9 protein-coding genes and 1 pseudogene are annotated in these 17,898 nt (G+C 50.2%); 6 read left to right on the plus strand and 4 right to left on the minus strand.

Features of this window, described 5'->3' with window-relative positions:
* The 4 genes and pseudogenes from NXT09_RS12205 to NXT09_RS12220 form a co-directional block, all read right to left on the minus strand.
* A partial coding sequence (locus NXT09_RS12205) for a non-ribosomal peptide synthetase (RefSeq protein ID WP_268579840.1) occupies nucleotides 1–7,208 on the minus strand: 7,208 nt, incomplete at its 3' end.
* Between the two features lie 608 nt (nucleotides 7,209–7,816).
* Nucleotides 7,817–8,857, minus strand: a pseudogene (locus tag NXT09_RS12210) (IS3 family transposase).
* A gap of 371 nt (nucleotides 8,858–9,228) precedes the next feature.
* On the minus strand, nucleotides 9,229–10,704 hold the full coding sequence (locus tag NXT09_RS12215; RefSeq protein WP_268579841.1) for a UvrD-helicase domain-containing protein: 1,476 nt from the start codon (nucleotides 10,702–10,704) through the stop codon (nucleotides 9,229–9,231).
* 419 nt (nucleotides 10,705–11,123) lie between these two features.
* Nucleotides 11,124–12,086 (minus strand): LysR family transcriptional regulator, encoded by a 963-nt coding sequence (locus tag NXT09_RS12220; RefSeq protein ID WP_039313121.1) that lies wholly within the window; start codon nucleotides 12,084–12,086, stop codon nucleotides 11,124–11,126.
* Between the two features lie 259 nt (nucleotides 12,087–12,345).
* On the opposite strand from NXT09_RS12220, the gene NXT09_RS12225 reads away from it, so the two are divergent.
* The 6 genes from NXT09_RS12225 to amcH all read left to right on the plus strand — a co-directional run bounded on the left by NXT09_RS12225 (nucleotide 12,346) and on the right by amcH (nucleotide 17,886).
* Nucleotides 12,346–13,896: a class I adenylate-forming enzyme family protein gene (locus NXT09_RS12225; protein WP_119871506.1), complete on the plus strand. Its 1,551-nt coding sequence runs from the start codon at nucleotides 12,346–12,348 to the stop codon at nucleotides 13,894–13,896.
* Nucleotides 13,897–14,008: 112 nt separating this feature from the next.
* Entirely contained in the window at nucleotides 14,009–14,284 is a 276-nt protein-coding gene (gene amcB, locus NXT09_RS12230) for a cispentacin biosynthesis acyl carrier protein AmcB (RefSeq protein WP_039313127.1), read from the plus strand.
* A complete protein-coding gene (amcE, locus tag NXT09_RS12235) occupies nucleotides 14,281–14,778 on the plus strand; it encodes a cispentacin biosynthesis cyclizing decarboxylase AmcE (RefSeq protein ID WP_039313130.1) in 498 nt (165 codons plus the stop codon). Before amcB ends, amcE begins: the two co-directional genes overlap by 4 nt.
* Complete coding sequence (amcF, locus tag NXT09_RS12240; protein WP_039313135.1) at nucleotides 14,772–15,917, plus strand: cispentacin biosynthesis acyltransferase subunit AmcF; 1,146 nt, start codon at nucleotides 14,772–14,774, stop codon at nucleotides 15,915–15,917. Before amcE ends, amcF begins: the two co-directional genes overlap by 7 nt.
* Entirely contained in the window at nucleotides 15,914–16,447 is a 534-nt protein-coding gene (gene amcG, locus NXT09_RS12245) for a cispentacin moiety biosynthesis protein AmcG (RefSeq protein ID WP_039313139.1), read from the plus strand. The genes amcF and amcG overlap by 4 nt, the downstream gene beginning before the upstream one ends.
* The gene (amcH, locus tag NXT09_RS12250; RefSeq protein WP_048258623.1) at nucleotides 16,444–17,886 is read left to right on the plus strand and encodes an adenylate-forming 2-oxoglutaryl-ACP ligase AmcH; all 1,443 of its coding nucleotides are present in this window, start codon (nucleotides 16,444–16,446) and stop codon (nucleotides 17,884–17,886) included. Before amcG ends, amcH begins: the two co-directional genes overlap by 4 nt.
* The last annotated feature ends 12 nt before the right edge of the window (nucleotides 17,887–17,898 follow it).

The following is a 17,898-nucleotide window of genomic DNA, read 5'->3' on the forward strand; positions in this document are numbered from 1 at the left end:
GTCTTCAGCCTGTCGGTCAGTTCCCTGTCCAGCCTCGCCTCAATATGCGCCCCGGCATAGCGTTGCACCGGGGGCCGCGGCCGGTCCGTCGGCAGCGTCAGGCACGCCGGAATACCGCGCAACTGTTCGACCCAGTAGCGCTGCTGCGCCTGCAACACCTCAGCCTGCACATGCCGATGCTGCCAGGCCGCATAGTCGCCGTACTGGATCGCCAGCGGCGGCAGCGGATCGGGACCGCCCGCGCTGAACGCCTGATACAGCGTCCCCAGCTCCCGCATCAACACCCCGACTGACCAGCCGTCGGCGATAACATGGTGCAGCGCCAGTCGCAGCCAGTGCTCGTCATCGCTTATCCGCACCAGTTCGCCCTGCGCCAGCGGGCCGCGTGTCAGATCGAACACCGGCGCAAACGGCGCAGGCGTTCCGACGCCCGTGGCATCGCGCAGCCGCAGCGGAAAACCGCATCCGGCCGGCCCCACCACCTGCACCGGCGCGCCCTCCCGGCTTTCGATATGGGTGCGCAGCGCCGCATGACGCGCCACGATCCGGTCCAGCGCCTGACGCAGTGCCGCGACGTCCAGTTTTCCGCACAGGCGGAACCCGCCCGCTATCACATAGGCGGCCCCCGCCGCCTCATCCATCTGCGCCAGGAACCACAGCCGCTGCTGAGCCAGCGACAGCGGCGGCGTCTCGCCCGCCGCCAGCGGTTCAATGGCCGACAGCGCCCCCTTCCCGGCCGTGCCGAGCGCGGCCGCCATATCCTTGAGAGCCGGACGGGCAAACAGTTCCGCCAGCGGCAGTTCACGGTTTAACTCACTGCGAATGCGCGAAATGAGCTGTACCGCCAGCAGCGAATGACCGCCGAGCGCGAAGAAATCGTCCTGCCGGCCCACCGTCTCCAATGCCAATAATTCCTGCCAGATCCCGGCAAGCACGACCTCTTCACGCCCCTGTGGAGCCGTATAAGCCTGCCGAGAAAAGGCCTCTTCCCCCGGCTCCGGCAACGCTTTACTGTCCACCTTGCCGTTCGGTGTCAGCGGAATCTGCGCCAGCACGACATAGGCCGCCGGCACCATATATGCTGGCAACCGCTCGCTAAGGTGTTCTTTAAGCGCTTCGATAGCGATACCGCCCTCCTCCTGAGGAACGCAGTACGCCACCAGCCGCTTATCCTGCGCCGCACCGCGCGCCATCACGATCGCCTGCTTGATGTCATCACAAGCCTGTAGCACGGACGCTATTTCGCCCAGCTCAATGCGGAAGCCGCGGATCTTCACCTGAGAATCGTTGCGCCCCAGATAATCAATCGTACCGTCAGCGCACCAGCGCCCCAGATCGCCGGTACGGTACATCCGTTCTCCTTCGCCCGCGAAGGGGTCGTCAAGGAAACGCTCGGCGGTCAGTTCAGGCCGATTGAGATAACCCCGCGCAACCCCGGCTCCGCCAACGTACAGCTCTCCCGCCACCCCTATCGGCGCTGGCATCCCGCTCGCATCCAGAATATATAACCGCAGGTCTGCCAGTTGGCGTCCCACCGGGCTTTCCCCGCTCCGTTCCGCGTCGCGTTCATCCAGCAGAGCATGGGTAACGTGCACCGTGGTTTCGGTAATACCGTACATGTTGACCAACTGCGTGCGGCAACCGACGTTCTGCCGATACCAGGGCGCTAACGCCGCCACATCCAGCGCCTCGCCGCCGAAAATAACCCAGCGCAGGGCATGCCTTTCCCCGCTTGCCGCCTGCGCCGCCGTAAGCTGACGGAACACGCTCGGCGTCTGGTTAAGCACCGTCACGCCTTCTTCGCACACCAGACGGTAAAGTGCCTGCGGCGAGCGCGCGGTCAGTTGCGGCACCACCACCAGACGCCCGCCGTGCAGCAGCGCTCCCCAGATTTCCCATACGGAGAAGTCAAAGGCATAGGAGTGAAACAGCGTCCAGACGTCCTGTTCGTCGAACCGGAATGTTTCCTGCGTTGCCGCCAGCAGGCGCGTTACGTTGCGGTGCTCCACCATCACCCCTTTGGGTCGGCCGGTAGAGCCGGAAGTGTAGATAATATAGGCCAGATGGTTCGCCGCCAGCCCCAGCCGCGCCGGGCTAATATTCGCCGAAGGGCATTGCTCCCAGGGCCGGGATTCCGCATCCAGCACAATCAGGCCAAGCCCCTGAGGCAGCTCGCCCAGTTGTGGCAGGAGCGCCCGTGTGGTGATCAACACCGCCGGTTCGCTGTCTTCCAGCATGTACTGCAACCGCTCCTGCGGATAGCTGGGATCCAGCGGCACGTAGCCGCCGCTGGCCTTCAACGTCGCCAGAATGGCGACGGGCAGCTCGCAGCTGCGTTCAAGCGCGATCGCCACACGGCTGTCCGGGCGTATGCCCAGCTCGATCAGCCAGTGCGCAAGCTGGTTGGCGCGGGCGTTCAGTTCGCCGTAGCGCAGCGACTGCGCCTGACAAACCACCGCCGTGGCATCCGGCCGCGCCTGCGCCTGCGCTTCAAATTGCTCATGGATACAATGCGTTGACGGATAGGTGCTTTGCGCGGCACCCCACTGCTCGATAGTCAGCGTACGCTCTTCAGGCGGCAACACGGGAATATCGACAACCAACCGTTGTGGCTCATTTTGCAGCGCCTCAACCAATCCCGATAGCGCTGTCTGCATGTAACCAACCACGCGCTCGGCGTCTATCGAAATAGCCGCCTGCACAGTCATCGTGAGCCCCTTATCCTGATCGTCAACGCACAGGATCAAAGGGTAATTGGTTCGCTCTTCCGCACTGAGAAGATCGATGCCTTCCCACAGAGAGATGGCTTGATCCTGTGGATTAATGGCGGTATGCCGATAATTCAACAACGCGCTAAACAGCGGTAGCGGCGCAGGCACGCCGCTGCAACGCTGCGCCAGCGCCAACGAGGCGTGCTCATGAGCCAACAAACCGGCCAGCTGACTTTGGGTATAACGCACAGCATCCGCAGCCTTGCAACCTGACAGTTGTAATCGTAACGGCAATGTATTGATAAACATTCCCAGCGCATGACCGGATCCACCTTGTAGCCGACCGACCAGCACCGTCCCGAAGACCACATCTTCACGACCCGACAGCACGCCGATCACCCGCCCCCAGGCCAGATGGAACAGGCTGGCCACGCTAGTCCCGAAGCTGCGGGCCTGTTCACGCAGCGCGCGGGTCAGCGCCGCCGGCACGGGTTGAATAACTTTATTGATGCCCTGACCATCTCCCTGCACATCCGTCAGGCCATAAGGCAGCGTAGGCTCTTCTAGCGTTCCCAACATATCGCGGAAGAAAGCGTTGTCCGCGTCGCTATCACGTCCAAGACGGACCTGCGCCACGTAGCGGCGGAATTGGAAAGGAGCAGGCAGAGATTCAGCCTTATCTTCCAGATACGCCTGCGCTTCCTTTAGCAGCAACTGAAGCGATGTCGCATCATCCACCAAATGGTGATACAACAGCGTCAGCAACCAGCGGCGATTAAGCTTATCCTCGGCAATCTGTACCGCCAGCAAAGGCGCTCGCCCGATATCCAACCGCGCCGGGCTGGCATTTAACAGCTGCTCAGCAATATCGCCATCAGCAGGATTCAGGGTGAATTCGGTCACTGGTGTCACGGCTGAACGCCACACCACCTGCACTGGGTTACGCAGCGTTTTCCACACTATCGAAGTGCGCAACACGTCATGGCGCGCGATTACCAGATTTACCGCGTCGATAAAAGCATCGAGACGCTGCCGGCTGTCAAACGCCAGCAGCGCATTCAATAAATAGGGATCGTGCTGCTCCGCCGTCAGGGAATGGTAGAGCAATCCTTCCTGTAAAGGCGCCAGCGGGTAGATATCCTGTACGGCAGCTGCACCACCGGGCACCGTCGCCACAACACGGTCAATGTCCTCTTGTAACAACGTCGCCAGAGGCAGCATTTCCGGCACAATATACGTACAGCCGGCAGGGATCAAATTGTCAGGAACAGAGAGATCGACCCTACGCCCCGTCACAGAGGCCAAAGCCGCTAGATTAGGCTGTTCAAACAGTACCCGGACATCCGTATCCATTCCTTCGTCGCGCATCCGAGCCATTAAACGCACTGCCAGCATGGAGTGTCCGCCGAGCTCAAAAAAGTTGTCGTGGCGGCCTACCTGATCCAGATCCAGCAGCTCTTGCCAAATTCGGGCTAGCGTCTCTTCGATAACGCCTTGCGGCGCCTCGTAAACATGCGTTACTCGCGAGCCGACATCCGGTGCCGGCAGTGCTTTACGATCCAGTTTGCCATTCGGCGTCAAAGGTAGGGCAGGGAGCCGTACATAGGCATCCGGCAACATATAAACCGGCAGCGTTTGCTCCAAATGTGCACGCAATATCTGCGCTTCCGGTATTTCGCCCTCATGGCCTTTGGATAACACGTAATAGGCGGAAAGAAATTGCTCGCCAACACCATCCTGTCTGGCGATCACCACGGCTTCGCCCACTGACGGGTAGCTCAATAGCGCCGCTTCAATCTCGCCCAGCTCAATGCGGAAGCCGCGGATCTTCACCTGAGAATCGTTGCGCCCCAGATAATCAATCGTACCGTCAGCGCACCAGCGCCCCAGATCGCCGGTACGGTACATCCGTTCTCCTTCGCCCGCGAAGGGGTCGTCAAGGAAACGCTCGGCGGTCAGTTCAGGCCGATTGAGATAACCCCGCGCAACCCCGGCTCCGCCAACGTACAGCTCTCCCGCCACCCCTATCGGCGCTGGCATCCCGCTCGCATCCAGAATATATAACCGCAGGTCTGCCAGTTGGCGTCCCACCGGGCTTTCCCCGCTCCGTTCCGCGTCGCGTTCATCCAGCAGAGCATGGGTAACGTGCACCGTGGTTTCGGTAATACCGTACATGTTGACCAACTGCGTGCGGCAACCGACGTTCTGCCGATACCAGGGCGCTAACGCCGCCACATCCAGCGCCTCGCCGCCGAAAATAACCCAGCGCAGGGCATGCCTTTCCCCGCTTGCCGCCTGCGCCGCCGTAAGCTGACGGAACACGCTCGGCGTCTGGTTAAGCACCGTCACGCCTTCTTCGCACACCAGACGGTAAAGTGCCTGCGGCGAGCGCGCGGTCAGTTGCGGCACCACCACCAGACGCCCGCCGTGCAGCAGCGCTCCCCAGATTTCCCATACGGAGAAGTCAAAGGCATAGGAGTGAAACAGCGTCCAGACGTCCTGTTCGTCGAACCGGAATGTTTCCTGCGTTGCCGCCAGCAGGCGCGTTACGTTGCGGTGCTCCACCATCACCCCTTTGGGTCGGCCGGTAGAGCCGGAAGTGTAGATAATATAGGCCAGATGGTTCGCCGCCAGCCCCAGCCGCGCCGGGCTAATATTCGCCGAAGGGCATTGCTCCCAGGGCCGGGATTCCGCATCCAGCACAATCAGGCCAAGCCCCTGAGGCAGCTCGCCCAGTTGTGGCAGGAGCGCCCGTGTGGTGATCAACACCGCCGGTTCGCTGTCTTCCAGCATGTACTGCAACCGCTCCTGCGGATAGCTGGGATCCAGCGGCACGTAGCCGCCGCTGGCCTTCAACGTCGCCAGAATGGCGACGGGCAGCTCGCAGCTGCGTTCAAGCGCGATCGCCACACGGCTGTCCGGGCGTATGCCCAGCTCGATCAGCCAGTGCGCAAGCTGGTTGGCGCGGGCGTTCAGTTCGCCGTAGCGCAGCGACTGCGCCTGACAAACCACCGCCGTGGCATCCGGCCGCGCCTGCGCCTGCGCTTCAAATTGCTCATGGATACAATGCGTTGACGGATAGGTGCTTTGCGCGGCACCCCACTGCATGAGCGTGTCACGCTCTTGAGGCGATAGCAGTTCGTAATCGCCCACTTTTTTAGGCAGATTATCTTCGGCGATCGCAAAAAAGTACATCAGGCGGCGTAGGTGACACGCTAAATCATCTTCATCGTACAGGGAGGCATTGCCCGTCAGGCACAGCTCCAGGCCATGGGTTGTGCCACGATCGAGTACCGTGATCATAAGATCATCCGACGGGCCAAGCGCCAAATTGTGCACGGCAACTCCCGCATCGCCAAAACGTATGTCGTCGTACTGGAAAGGAATGATGTTGATCGAGGTGGAGTACAGCGGACTACCCTGAGCGATCAAGCCCAGATCGGCGCTAATGGATTCGCCACGATAGCGCTGGTGCCTCCCGGCACCATATAACACGCTTTTCGTCTGACTAAGGCACTCTGCGATACCGTCGTCGTCCGACAGCCGCAGACGCAGCGGCAACACATTGCTGACCATACCCGGAAAGCGGCGAAAATTGCTACCGGAGCGTGCCGTCATCGGCAGCCCCAGCAACAGATCGTCCTGGCTCGTTATTCTCTTAAGATAAATGGCTATCAGGCTAATCAGTAACTGTGGTAAGGCCACGCCATGCCGGCTGGCAATATCCCGCAATTGAAGATGGCTGTGTTGCGGTAAGTATTGCTGCCGACGGACAATATCGGAACACGTCGCTTGCCTCTGCGCCAAACTTACCGGAGCTGGTTGGTCGATAAGCTGTTTCATCCAGTATTGACGATCCTGCTCATAGCGCGTTGATGCTTCATACGCGTTATTGGCGTCCAGCACGTCCGTCAGGGAGGCAAAAGAATCGCCACGGGGATGATTGCCTGCCAGAAGATCGGAATAGACTTCAGCCATACGCCGTACGAGCAAAGCCGCACCATACCCATCAAGAATAGCGTGATGATAACTGTGGTAGAAAAAAAATCGTTCGGGTGCCAATTGAAGAAGGGCGAATGAGAAAAGCGGACCGCGCGACAGATTAAAGGGAGTATTTTGATCGTTTCGCATCCATCGCTCTGCCGCCGCTGTGGAATCAGACTCTTGACTAAAATCAAGCAGCGGGAAAGTCCAGTCGGACGACAGATCGAGACGCTGGCAGGGCCCTTCTGGAGTATTATGCAAGGTCATCCGCAGAGACGGTGCTTCTTCAACGACAATTCTGCCCGCTTTTTCAAATATCGCCGTATCCAGAGGGCTAAGGATTTCAAGATATTCAGCGGCTTTGAATACCTGGGGTTTAGCGCTGTGGTTTAGGTGTTGGGCGAACCACATCCCCCGCTGCGCGGAAGATAAGGGGAAAATAAGGTCGCATTGCGCATTTTCCCTATTACCCACTGGTTGCAGATTACACAAAAGTGCCTTTTTATCAGACATAGGATTCCCTCCCTGTTTGGCGTATTTAATCAGAGATTAATATTTATCGCTTTGAATATAATTAGCATATTAATACTTATTCAATATGGTTAGTATGTTAATATTTCAACTAACACTCCCCTTATTTAACTGTCGTTCTTCCACATCATAAAAACATTGACTTTACTATCACCCTCAGATATTCAGTGATATAATTACCTTACACTTCGTATTACATGACTCAACAAATGAAGAAAATAGTCTATATCACCATACTTTAATCTACTTATACATTGGATGCGTCTAATAAAAACAACCCAACATGAGTTTCTCTTTAAAAAGCTCATAATATAGTTTTTGAGAAAAAAAACAAATAAAAAACAAGTATGACGGATATTGAAATATAACATTAAAATTAAAAACCATATTAATTAATTATTAATTAACTGACAAATCATAACAAGCAAAACTATATATCTTGATTTATAATTAATGTGAGCGTCACATACAGACTTATTAATGCCCAGACGAAGGTAAGATGCACGTTGTTAAACCTGCAGTTGCCAATCAATGAGTACAGAACAGTGGCATGCTGATTGATCTCCTCCCAATATCGGTGCCAGGCTAAATCAGAGATCCGGGCCTTTTGGCAGACTTCGAACAAACTCCTCTGAGTCTGGTTATTTAACGAGGAATGCGGTCTCTGCAGGTTATATTCCTGTCGCCAGTATTCGACCTTATCCTGAGCGTCTTCCAGTGACAGGAACCAGTGGACGTTCAGACATTCGTCCCGAAAACTACCATTAAATGACTCGATGAGGGCAGTATCTGTCGGTTTTCCGGGCCGGGAGAAGTCCATTGTCACCTTGTTTTCATAGGCCCACTGATCCAGCGGCTTAAAAATAAATTCGCTGCCATTGTCGGTCTGCAGCCGTCCCGGTACCCGCTTCTGTAACTGCTTCAGGCGCTCCATCACCGCGACCACATCGTCTCCGCGCAGCCCCAGACCTACCTGGATTGCCAGACATTCCTGATTAAAATTATCGACTACAGTTAGCGCCCGGATACGACGTCCGTTGAACAGATTATCAGCCACGAAGTCCATGCTCCAGCACTGGTCAATCGCACTCCCCCCAGGACGTACACGTCTGTGTCTGGCGGTAACATGTCGACGGGGGCGTTTTGTCCGCAGATTCAGGCCTTCCTGACAATAAATACGGCGTGTTTTCTTATGGTTAATCAGCCAGCCTTCCCGGTGCAGAAGAATATGAATGCACTGAACGCCGTAGCGAACACGGGTTTCGGCAATTTCCCTTATCCGCTGCGTAATGGCCCGGTCATCACGGCAACTGCGGTAGTGGTACACTGTGCGACTCTGCATCATCAGACGGCAGCCACGACGCAGTCCGATACGGTAAGCTTCCAGCAGATATTCCACCGCTTCACGCTTTTGCACGAGCCTCAGAACTTTTTTCGGATGACATCTTGCAACATATCTTTGTCCAGACTCAGGTCCGCCACCAGCCGTTGCAGACGGTGATTCTCTTCTTCTATCTGATGCAGACGGCGCAGTTCCGTCACGCCCATGCCGCCAAACTTCTTCTTCCAGTTGTAAAAAGCGGCTTCAGGGCAAACGCAATCTGCTCTTCGGTATAACGTGTCTTTTTCATGCTAGATGACCTCTTTTGGACGGAGAATACGGGCCGAAAACTCTACTTTACGCCGGTACTGAACAAAGGGAAGAGATCACTGGGTTCGGTAAAGCCCCCTCTCTCACTGGATGTGAATCGCTACAGATAATATGAATGGGCGCCCAGTAAGGCACTTCGGGCAGATGATAGTTACTGGGCTTGCCGCGCCGCCAATCAGCCATGCAAAGCGGGCGCTCAGCGCGGCTGACACTGCCTGTCGGAAATACCGAAACGTTCTAACCAGTTCAACTTAGATTGACACAGAGCACGACTCTGGAACTGAGCTGACTGCCAAACCTAGTTGACCCATAAATAATATGCGTGAGAAATTAAGTTCGAGTCGGTAAAAATTATTCAGCATGTCCTTGTTCTTCAGGAAAAACAGCGTTGTCGATAAATGGCATATCGTCAGGCTTTTCCTTCTCACAGAGCAGCTTCAATAATTCATTTCGAACCAAAAGTTTCCGGGCCCGGGTTGTGGCCACATACAGCAAGTTAGTTTCATCCGTCCGGGCTGCTTCTGATAACAACGGGTCGGTAATATCCGAAAAGTCGTTGTTCAGGATTACTGTATCCCATTCCAGTCCCTTGCTGCGATGCGCAGTCGATACCACGACATCAGCATCTTTTTCATTCGTCGTCGCCTGACGGCGTAAGACCTGTAATTTTTGCGGGAGCGGGAAATATTTATCAAGTAAGCCGATCGCCTGATTCATTTCGACGTCGTTGGTTGCCTTGGCGATAGATTTATACTCTTCAAAATCCCGGTATTCACGGCTAAGACGTGGTGTACGCATCCGTTCAGGCATATCGACTGAAAACCAGTACAAGTCTTCCAGCTCTTCCGTTTTATAGCCTTCAATCCCTCCTACCCAAAACACGCGCTTCTCTTCCATACTCTCGTAGAGCGCAGCACCAATGACGCCGGCAACCGTCCGGCTGAGCACAGTGTAACGAGAAACGTCCGCAGGCAACCGATCAACCACATCGTCACTACCGCCATTTCCAATTACTGGATGTGTTTCCTCCTGGCGCGCCAGCAATATATTTGCCATTTCTGCAACAGCCGGACCAAATCGAAAGCTCTGTGTCAGCCACAAGCGGTCAGCACCTTCCAGTGCTGGAGAATTCAGCGCGTTATCGGCCCCACGAAAACGATAAATTTGCTGATGGCGATCGCCAACCAGGACGACATTACAATTTTGAGTAAGTACCAGCGAACTGATGACAGGATTGGCATCCTGCGCCTCATCAAACAGGATCGTGTCCCAACGTTTTGACAAATCGGGCGCTGACAACTGGAACAATTTCAGATAGGTATCATGCGTGACAGGAAACGTCGAATCGATGCAGCTCATCTCATTCCACAGAAACTGAGCCGTCCCCAATATATTGTCTGCATCTAGTCCTTCGCGATCACCCTCATCCGGAAGATGCTCATAACTGAGTGCCAAAGAAGCGCTGCACAGGAAATGGTTCAGCGCAGTCAACGCTATTCTGACCAGCGGCCAGTGGCGGGTATTCAGTTTCCGGCCGACGTCGGTAATGCGCAAATTGGGTGTTAATCTCGGCTTTAGATGCTTGCCAAATTTCATCCATGCTAGTTGATGAGAGGTCTTACACTCAACATTGAATGGAAACTTGCGTTCCGCATCATCACGAACTGCACGATTATACGCAAGGTAGAGCATCCTTCGGTCAGGATTGGCCTGCGCGTAGCGAACCAGCGTTGTCGTTTTACCAGTGCCAGCAAAAGCATTAACGACCAGATGTCTCCCTTTCCAGTTGATCACAGCGGATTGTTCTGCCGTGTCCAAGTAAGCCATATCTGTACTCCATGGTGAAAAATCATGTTCGCACAGTGCAAGAAAGGGAGATCTATCGCCATTAAAAACTAATTCTTCATTTTGGAAATTTTCAGAGCTCAGAAATTTCACTGCTGACCGCATTCAAAAAAATAACAAACAACAAATTACTTTTTAACCTTGATCAGATAACCACTTTGTCTATAGTAAATAGCACTTACCTCAATCACATCACTGTTAAGAACAAACCAAGCTAAAAATTAAAAAACCATTATAAAAAACACTAAAATTTAATATAATTAAAATTAGTTAAAAATCCATTTCAATAAAATAACTGTCATAGATTAATGAATCACATTAGTTTTTCACTTCTCATCGTGTGATAGCAGCGCTGATGGATGCAGTGCCACTCCCGGCAAGTGTAGCGCCTTTATGCGAAGCTACTTAGTAATCTTTTCCGTCGCTACCAATCTACAATTACCCGTATCGCATTTATCATTAAAACACAACTCTGCCAACCCCCTACCAGATAAATCTAATTTCACGCACTCTAGCAAGGAGGATAAATCATTATCATCATCACTACCCCTCAAAAAATAATATCCCTTACCAGAATATAAAGAAAATTTAAAAGGTGTTAACAAAACGCCATCCATTAATTCATCATAGACCATTCCAATATCAACAACCGCTATCCCCAATCCTTTTATCACTGCATTAATAGCTGAATCCATCGACTCAAACTCATACTTATTAATAACTTGAAACCGATCTTTCAAACGTGACTCTTCACACCAAGAAAACCAATCTAATTCTCTTGATTTAACATAAACGAGATCAATTAGAATTCTATTATCTTTTTCAAAGAGATGTAACAACTTTGGAGACACCACTACAATTAAACACTCAGGTGAAAGCAAAGTACAATTCCATTCATCAGAAAACTTACCATCGCCATATTTTACTGTTGCATCATGATTTTTTAAATTGGCAATAGAATGAGAATAGTCATCATTTATAGTTTCGACAGTGATTATTGGGAAGTTATCTTTATTTTTATATTTTCTTAAAATAGGAATGAACTGGCGTATAGAAAAAGTGTATGGACTGCTTATAGTTAATACGATTCCAGCACGGTGAACATTTTCACATGCTTTACTTAGTATTTCGAATGCATGGCGAAGATCACCAGCAAAAGACTCACCTTCTTTAGTTAAAAAAACCTTTGGCCCTTTACGATAGAAAAGCTTCCTGCCAAAAAAAACCTCTATGGTATTGATATGCTTACTAATTGCACTTTGCGAAATAAATAACTCACTCGCAGCCAAAGTGAAAGATTGATGCTTGGCTGCTGATTCAAAAGCCTTTAATGCGTAAAGAGGGGGAATATTAGTCCAATCCATTTATTCATCTCCATGATACGAAAACTTCCCAATAAACGCACACTAGCTATCTCTTACTTCAAAATCATTAACCATGAGAATAATCTCAAAACCCCATAAAATAAACCATGAAAAAAAGGAATAGTAACAATAACTATTTTCCCATTTTTAAACTGAAAAACATCATCTATAACCAAAAGTAAATATTAATCCCCAAACCTCGCAGCCCAATTACTTAGCTTACTTTTATTAAGTGTTAGATGGAAAAATGGGAGCAACTATGAATACCTTTTCATCATTTAGAAAGCACGCTCTTTTACATTCAAAGGAGACAGCAGTAAAATCAATCAATCACAATATATCTTTTTATAATTTACTTCTCTTAATCCAGCGAATAGCCACAGGATTGAAGAGTGCAAATATAAAAAAAGGAGACCGAATTTCTATCCATATGGGAAACTGCTTTGAACTTATAGCTACATATTATGCCTGCCTAAAAATTGGAGCAGTCTTTGTCCCTCTCAGCCTAAAACTGTCTGCTAAAGAAGTGAAAAATTTAATTCAACATAGCTCATCCTGTGCGTACATTGGTGACAAAAAAAGATTTTATGAAACAAAACAAGAAATTGAATCATGTACAATGCTAGAAAAAATATGGGTTATAGATCTAAAAATAGAAGATAAAGAAAATAATACACATAATTGGGAAGAAATCATCTCACAACCTTATGATTATTCAGAAGATAACATTTACACAGACGAAATCGCATCTATATTTTACACATCAGGAACGACAGGACACCCTAAAGGAATTGTTTATTCACAAAAAACACTAATTGATGCTGTAAATTTAACAAAAGTAACCATAAACCCCAGACTCCCCAAATCAGATGGTGATAAGCCTGCTATTCTTAGCTTAGTCGATCTCATTAGCCCATGGAGTATACTTATTACCTTTGCAGCTCTTCAAAAGGGTTATTCAGTACTATTACTTTCAGAAGTCGACATAGAAAACATTACAGAAACATTAAAAGAAACACAGCCAGCATGGATTGCAGGAACACCGTCAAACTTTCATAAAATCATTAAAAATGAAGAAAACAACAACAATTCACTCGATCTTAGTGAAACAGTTTGTGTCGCGGGAGGTGACTCCTGCGCAACAGAATTAAGCCAGAAATTTTTTGAGTGTTTTGGTTCTCATCTTCAAAGTTCTTATGGTCAAACAGAATTAGGGGGGCCAGTAATATACCATCACGATATCTATGCTATCAACGAACCCTCTATTGGTTGGCCCCTACCTGGCGTAGAAATTAAAATAAATAATACTCAATCAAGTAATGGAGAACTTCTAATTCGCTCTCCGGCGAAAACCATAGGAATTTGGAATGGACATGATATTGAACTATTTCCCTCTGATCGATGGCTCGCTACCGGTGACCTTGTTCGTCAAGAAAATAATAGAAACTTGATTTTCCTCGGGAGAGAAAAAGATCAAATAAAAATAGAGGGCTATCCTGTATACCCAATAGAAATTGAGAATACTCTTATTCAACACGCAGACATCGCCGCCTCAGTTGTGTTTAGCGTCCCAGATAAATTCGCTGGTGAACGTATTATTGCATTAATTCAACCCCAAAAAAACCACTCACTTAAGGCGGAAACAATAGCATCCTACTTATCCGATAACCTTGCTCATTACAAACATCCATCCGAATACATTTTCATTAAAGAAATACCTGTCAATACCACGGGGAAAATCAGCCGTAGGAAACTATCAAATGAATACCACTTATTAAAGAGTCAGGCGGAAAAAGTTTTTACGTTATAAAAAAATAGTAAACATCAAAGAATTTATGAAATCAATTCACAAACCATGAATAGATAACATGAATGACATCTAAAGCATTAAAAACACTTATTAACCTAAAGGAATCATCACCTTGAAAAATATAGAAAACACTATTATCGGAATTCTAATCGACGATCTATTTATTGGCATCCCTCGTTCAGAAATTGAGACAGATATCAATATGCGAGATGGTCTTGGTCTAGATTCCTTAGGGTTCAGTGAACTACGAGCCCAGTGTGAGTATGCGTTTAACATCAAAATTGAAGATGAATACTTTACTCCTCAATATTTCGATTCAATTCAAACGCTCACAAAATTGATTTCAGAGTTAATTCTCAAATCAAATAATCAGGAGGGGAACCAATGAATATTCAACACCAAGATAAAGATGACCATCAGCCACGATTAATGGGATTTACGGAGCTTAAAGGATGGCTAAGACACCGACATCCTATGGTGTACCTCGATCGTGTTCTTGATTACGAGCCAGGGAAATATATTAAAACACTTATGGCAGTTTCGGGTCAGACAGATGCTATCGCTGGCCATTTTCCCGAACGCGCTATTTTTCCGGCAAGCCATATGGTGCAGGCCATATCACAATCGGCAATTATTTTATTTCAGCTTTCAACATCACCGCTAGCTGATGATGAAATCACGCTAGTAGGCTCAATTAAATCTCGGTTTACACGGGTGGTTGTACCCGGAGATCAAATTATTTTTAATCTCAATTGCGAAAGTTTGCGAGATAAATTCCTGACCTTTTCCTGTAAAGCAGAAGTCGCAGGTCAAACGGTCGGAATGCTAAAAGGCTCGCTAGTGCGCGAGAATATATCCACGCTAGGAGAGCAGTTATGGTAAATCATCACTCACCTGTTTGGGTTACAGGTATGGCCTGGTCTACAGCGTTAGGTGATGAAATACCCACTGTCTGGCAATACCTGCTAGAGGGTATCTCCGGTATAACTGACCTAGACTCCACATTATCGTTACGTAGTAACCTTGCAGCCCCAATACCAGACATCCCTTTAGAATGGGACGGGGCAAGACGTCAACACGCATTAACGGTAAAAACCTTACGTAAAGCGCTTGAGGATGCTTCTATTCCTGCGGATGACCCAGATATTCTCCCAGTTTTAGGAACCAGCTACGGCCATCATTTAGATTCACCCGATACTTTCTCGTTATCAGAATGGTCAACACAAGCTGTCAAAGCAGTCGGCTGTGTTAAGTCTCCTATCACGGTAAGTACAGCCTGTTCAGCAGGCTCTGATGCAATTTTAACGGGGCTGAGCTTTATCAAGGCGGGCCTTACCGAAATATGTGTATGCGGGGGAGCCGATGTACTGACTCTGGGGAAACGGCTCAGCCATTCACGGCTAGGCACGATGTCTAACGATGGCCTACGTGCATTCGATATTAGCCACAATGGTACCGTACTCGGTGAAGGTGCTGCCTTTCTGATATTGGAATCCGAAGAGCATGCTAAACGTCGCGGTGCCAAGCCTTACGGAATCCTCGCAGGAGCAGGCTCCGCAAACGACGCCGCCAGTGCCGTTTCGCCTGATTTATCAGGGCAAAATGTGATGCTTACCGTAGAACGAGCGCTCAATAGCGCAGGTTTAAAACCGGAAGATATTTCCATTATAAACGCTCATGGTACAGGAACACAGGTTAACGACAGTGTAGAGGCAAAAGCTTATTCAGCATTTTTTTCCCCCTTGCCACACCCGCCGATGCTATTCGCCACAAAAGGAGCATTTGGGCATACACTCGGCGCAACGGGAGCCATTGAAGCCATTGCAGTGCTACAGGCATTAAAAACACAAAGGCTTCCCCCCATTCATGGATTGTATGATCCCATTACCCCCTCCGATTTACCTATCGCCAATCAAAAAAACATGCCTTGCACGGCAACAGCGGGGCTGAGCATAACGCTTGGATTTGGTGGATTTAACACCTGTCTGGTTTTCCAAAGTGCAGGGAGCGCAGCACGATGACAAACGTCGAAACATTAACCCTGAAAGCACTCAACATCGTGGGTCATGGGATGGCAAGTACGCCTGATTTGTATACGTACAAACCTGCACAAAAAGCCTCACTTTATGCAGACCCTTTGTCATGGCTTGTTCTTGAAGCCGTTGAGCAAGCTATCAACGAGCACCGAGATGTCATTACATCGGCCTGCTCTTCTGTGGGGCATATCGCCATTAGCGACCAATGTACTCTCAAGACCATACACGACATTTCACAAACACTTCCCTCAGGACACCTTTCACCATTGCGCTTTTCCGGTGCCTGTCCAGGGATGATCATCGGACTTCCATCGCAATTCCTACGATTTAGTGGTCCGAGTATCGTATGGAGTATGCCACCGGACAACATGCAGCCCTATGCCACAGCATTAGCGCAGCTCTGGCTGGATGAGGGTTCGGCAACTCACGTCATTATTACCGAACATCGTGTCGACGAATCAGGCCACCACATTCGCAGCGTTGTCGTCACTCAGAGCGGAGGGGAACATCAATGACCTCCCAACCTACCATCACGCCCAGCTCCGCCCAGCACTTTCTGGACGGGCTTATTCAGGTCGATGTCAATCCGCATGATGCGCCATCGTTGGTTTTCGTCGATCTGGTAAAACACCTTCGTGAACAAGGGATTGAACCAGGCAATCCCGTAATGGTGGCAATCCCGAATAGCGTGCACTTCGCCGTAATCATTTTTGCGCTGTTGACCATTGGCGCGGTTCCCGTTCTGCTGCCGTCTTCTGCACCAGCGTCTCGTATTTATCGTATCGCGCAGGTAGTTGGTGCCAGAAACCTGATCGCATTACACCTTCCCTCTGGGCTGGCGCAAACGCAACCTGCGCAACCTCTGCCGCAATCGGGTCAGTTGATTCGTGTAGAAATATCCCGTGAACACCGTTATCAGCCGGGCGAGATCATTCTTCTCACATCAGGAACATCCGGTATCTTCAGCGGTTGCTTATTTCATATCAACGATTTATTTCGTAATGCGAGAAATCATGCACAAGCAGTTGAACAGCGCGCGGAAGATCGGATATTGATCAATCTACCAATGTACTACTCCTATGCTTTCGTCGCACAACTGCTCTCCTCTTTTGCACTAGGAAATACGGCGATTATTGCCGGCCCTCCTTTCACGCCAGGCAACTACGAGCGAACGATTGAAACCTACCAAATCACCCAGTCATCCATTACGCCAACAATGGTTAATGCCTGGTTGCTATCCGGTTCCGAACAGCTTCCAGCTCCGCTGCGACGTCTGACCATCGGCGGAGATGCTCTCTCAGCCAGTTCGGTTGAGGCGATTCTATCGCGTAATCCCGGAATCGAACTGTATCTCACCTATGGTTTGACGCAGGCGGGGCCGCGTGTTGCAACACTGGCCGCGCATCGCGCATCGCCCGATAAATATGCGTCCGTCGGTAAACCTTTCCCTGAAGTTAATGTTCACCTGCGTAAGGACAACCCTGACGACAAGGATGGCGAACTCATAGTTGAAACCTATACCGGCATGATTCGACGAATCCGCAGTTTGGATGAAGGTATTGATACACCACGCCATGGAGAGCGTCGCATCATCCACACCGGCGATCGTTTCACCATTGATGAGGACGGCTATCTTTTCTTTAAACAGCGCAACCCAACCTATGTCATGAGCCGCGGCGAAAAGGTGTGTTTGAAATCGGTCAGTGAAATAGCCGAAACCATTGCGGGAGTGTCTCATGCGGAAGCGTGGGTACATAACGATGCCGCCGAGACCGGCGGTGTGGAATTCACGCTGGATGTCTATTGTCAAGACAGCTCACTGAGCGAAGGAGAGATTCGACGCCAGCTCGGAAAAATTTTGCTTCGCAGTGAGCAGCCGAAGATTATCACGCTGTATTCCTCTTCAGACATCGGGTGGAGAAAAACCGCTCGTCAAAACGTCGCCACCAAATAACAGGAGTTCACG

Source organism: Pectobacterium jejuense (genome assembly GCF_026800125.1).
Classification (GTDB): Bacteria; Pseudomonadota; Gammaproteobacteria; order Enterobacterales; family Enterobacteriaceae; genus Pectobacterium; species Pectobacterium jejuense.

What these genes read in the sequence shown, in the direction of transcription:
- NXT09_RS12215 (WP_268579841.1), bottom strand. Translation starts at nt 10,704, where the DNA reads ATGGCTTACTTGGACACGGCAGAACAATCCGCTGTGATCAACTGGAAA.
- NXT09_RS12220 (WP_039313121.1), bottom strand. Translation starts at nt 12,086, where the DNA reads ATGGATTGGACTAATATTCCCCCTCTTTACGCATTAAAGGCTTTTGAA.
- NXT09_RS12225 (WP_119871506.1), top strand. Translation starts at nt 12,346, where the DNA reads ATGAATACCTTTTCATCATTTAGAAAGCACGCTCTTTTACATTCAAAG.
- amcE (WP_039313130.1), top strand. Translation starts at nt 14,281, where the DNA reads ATGAATATTCAACACCAAGATAAAGATGACCATCAGCCACGATTAATG.
- amcF (WP_039313135.1), top strand. Translation starts at nt 14,772, where the DNA reads ATGGTAAATCATCACTCACCTGTTTGGGTTACAGGTATGGCCTGGTCT.
- amcG (WP_039313139.1), top strand. Translation starts at nt 15,914, where the DNA reads ATGACAAACGTCGAAACATTAACCCTGAAAGCACTCAACATCGTGGGT.
- amcH (WP_048258623.1), top strand. Translation starts at nt 16,444, where the DNA reads ATGACCTCCCAACCTACCATCACGCCCAGCTCCGCCCAGCACTTTCTG.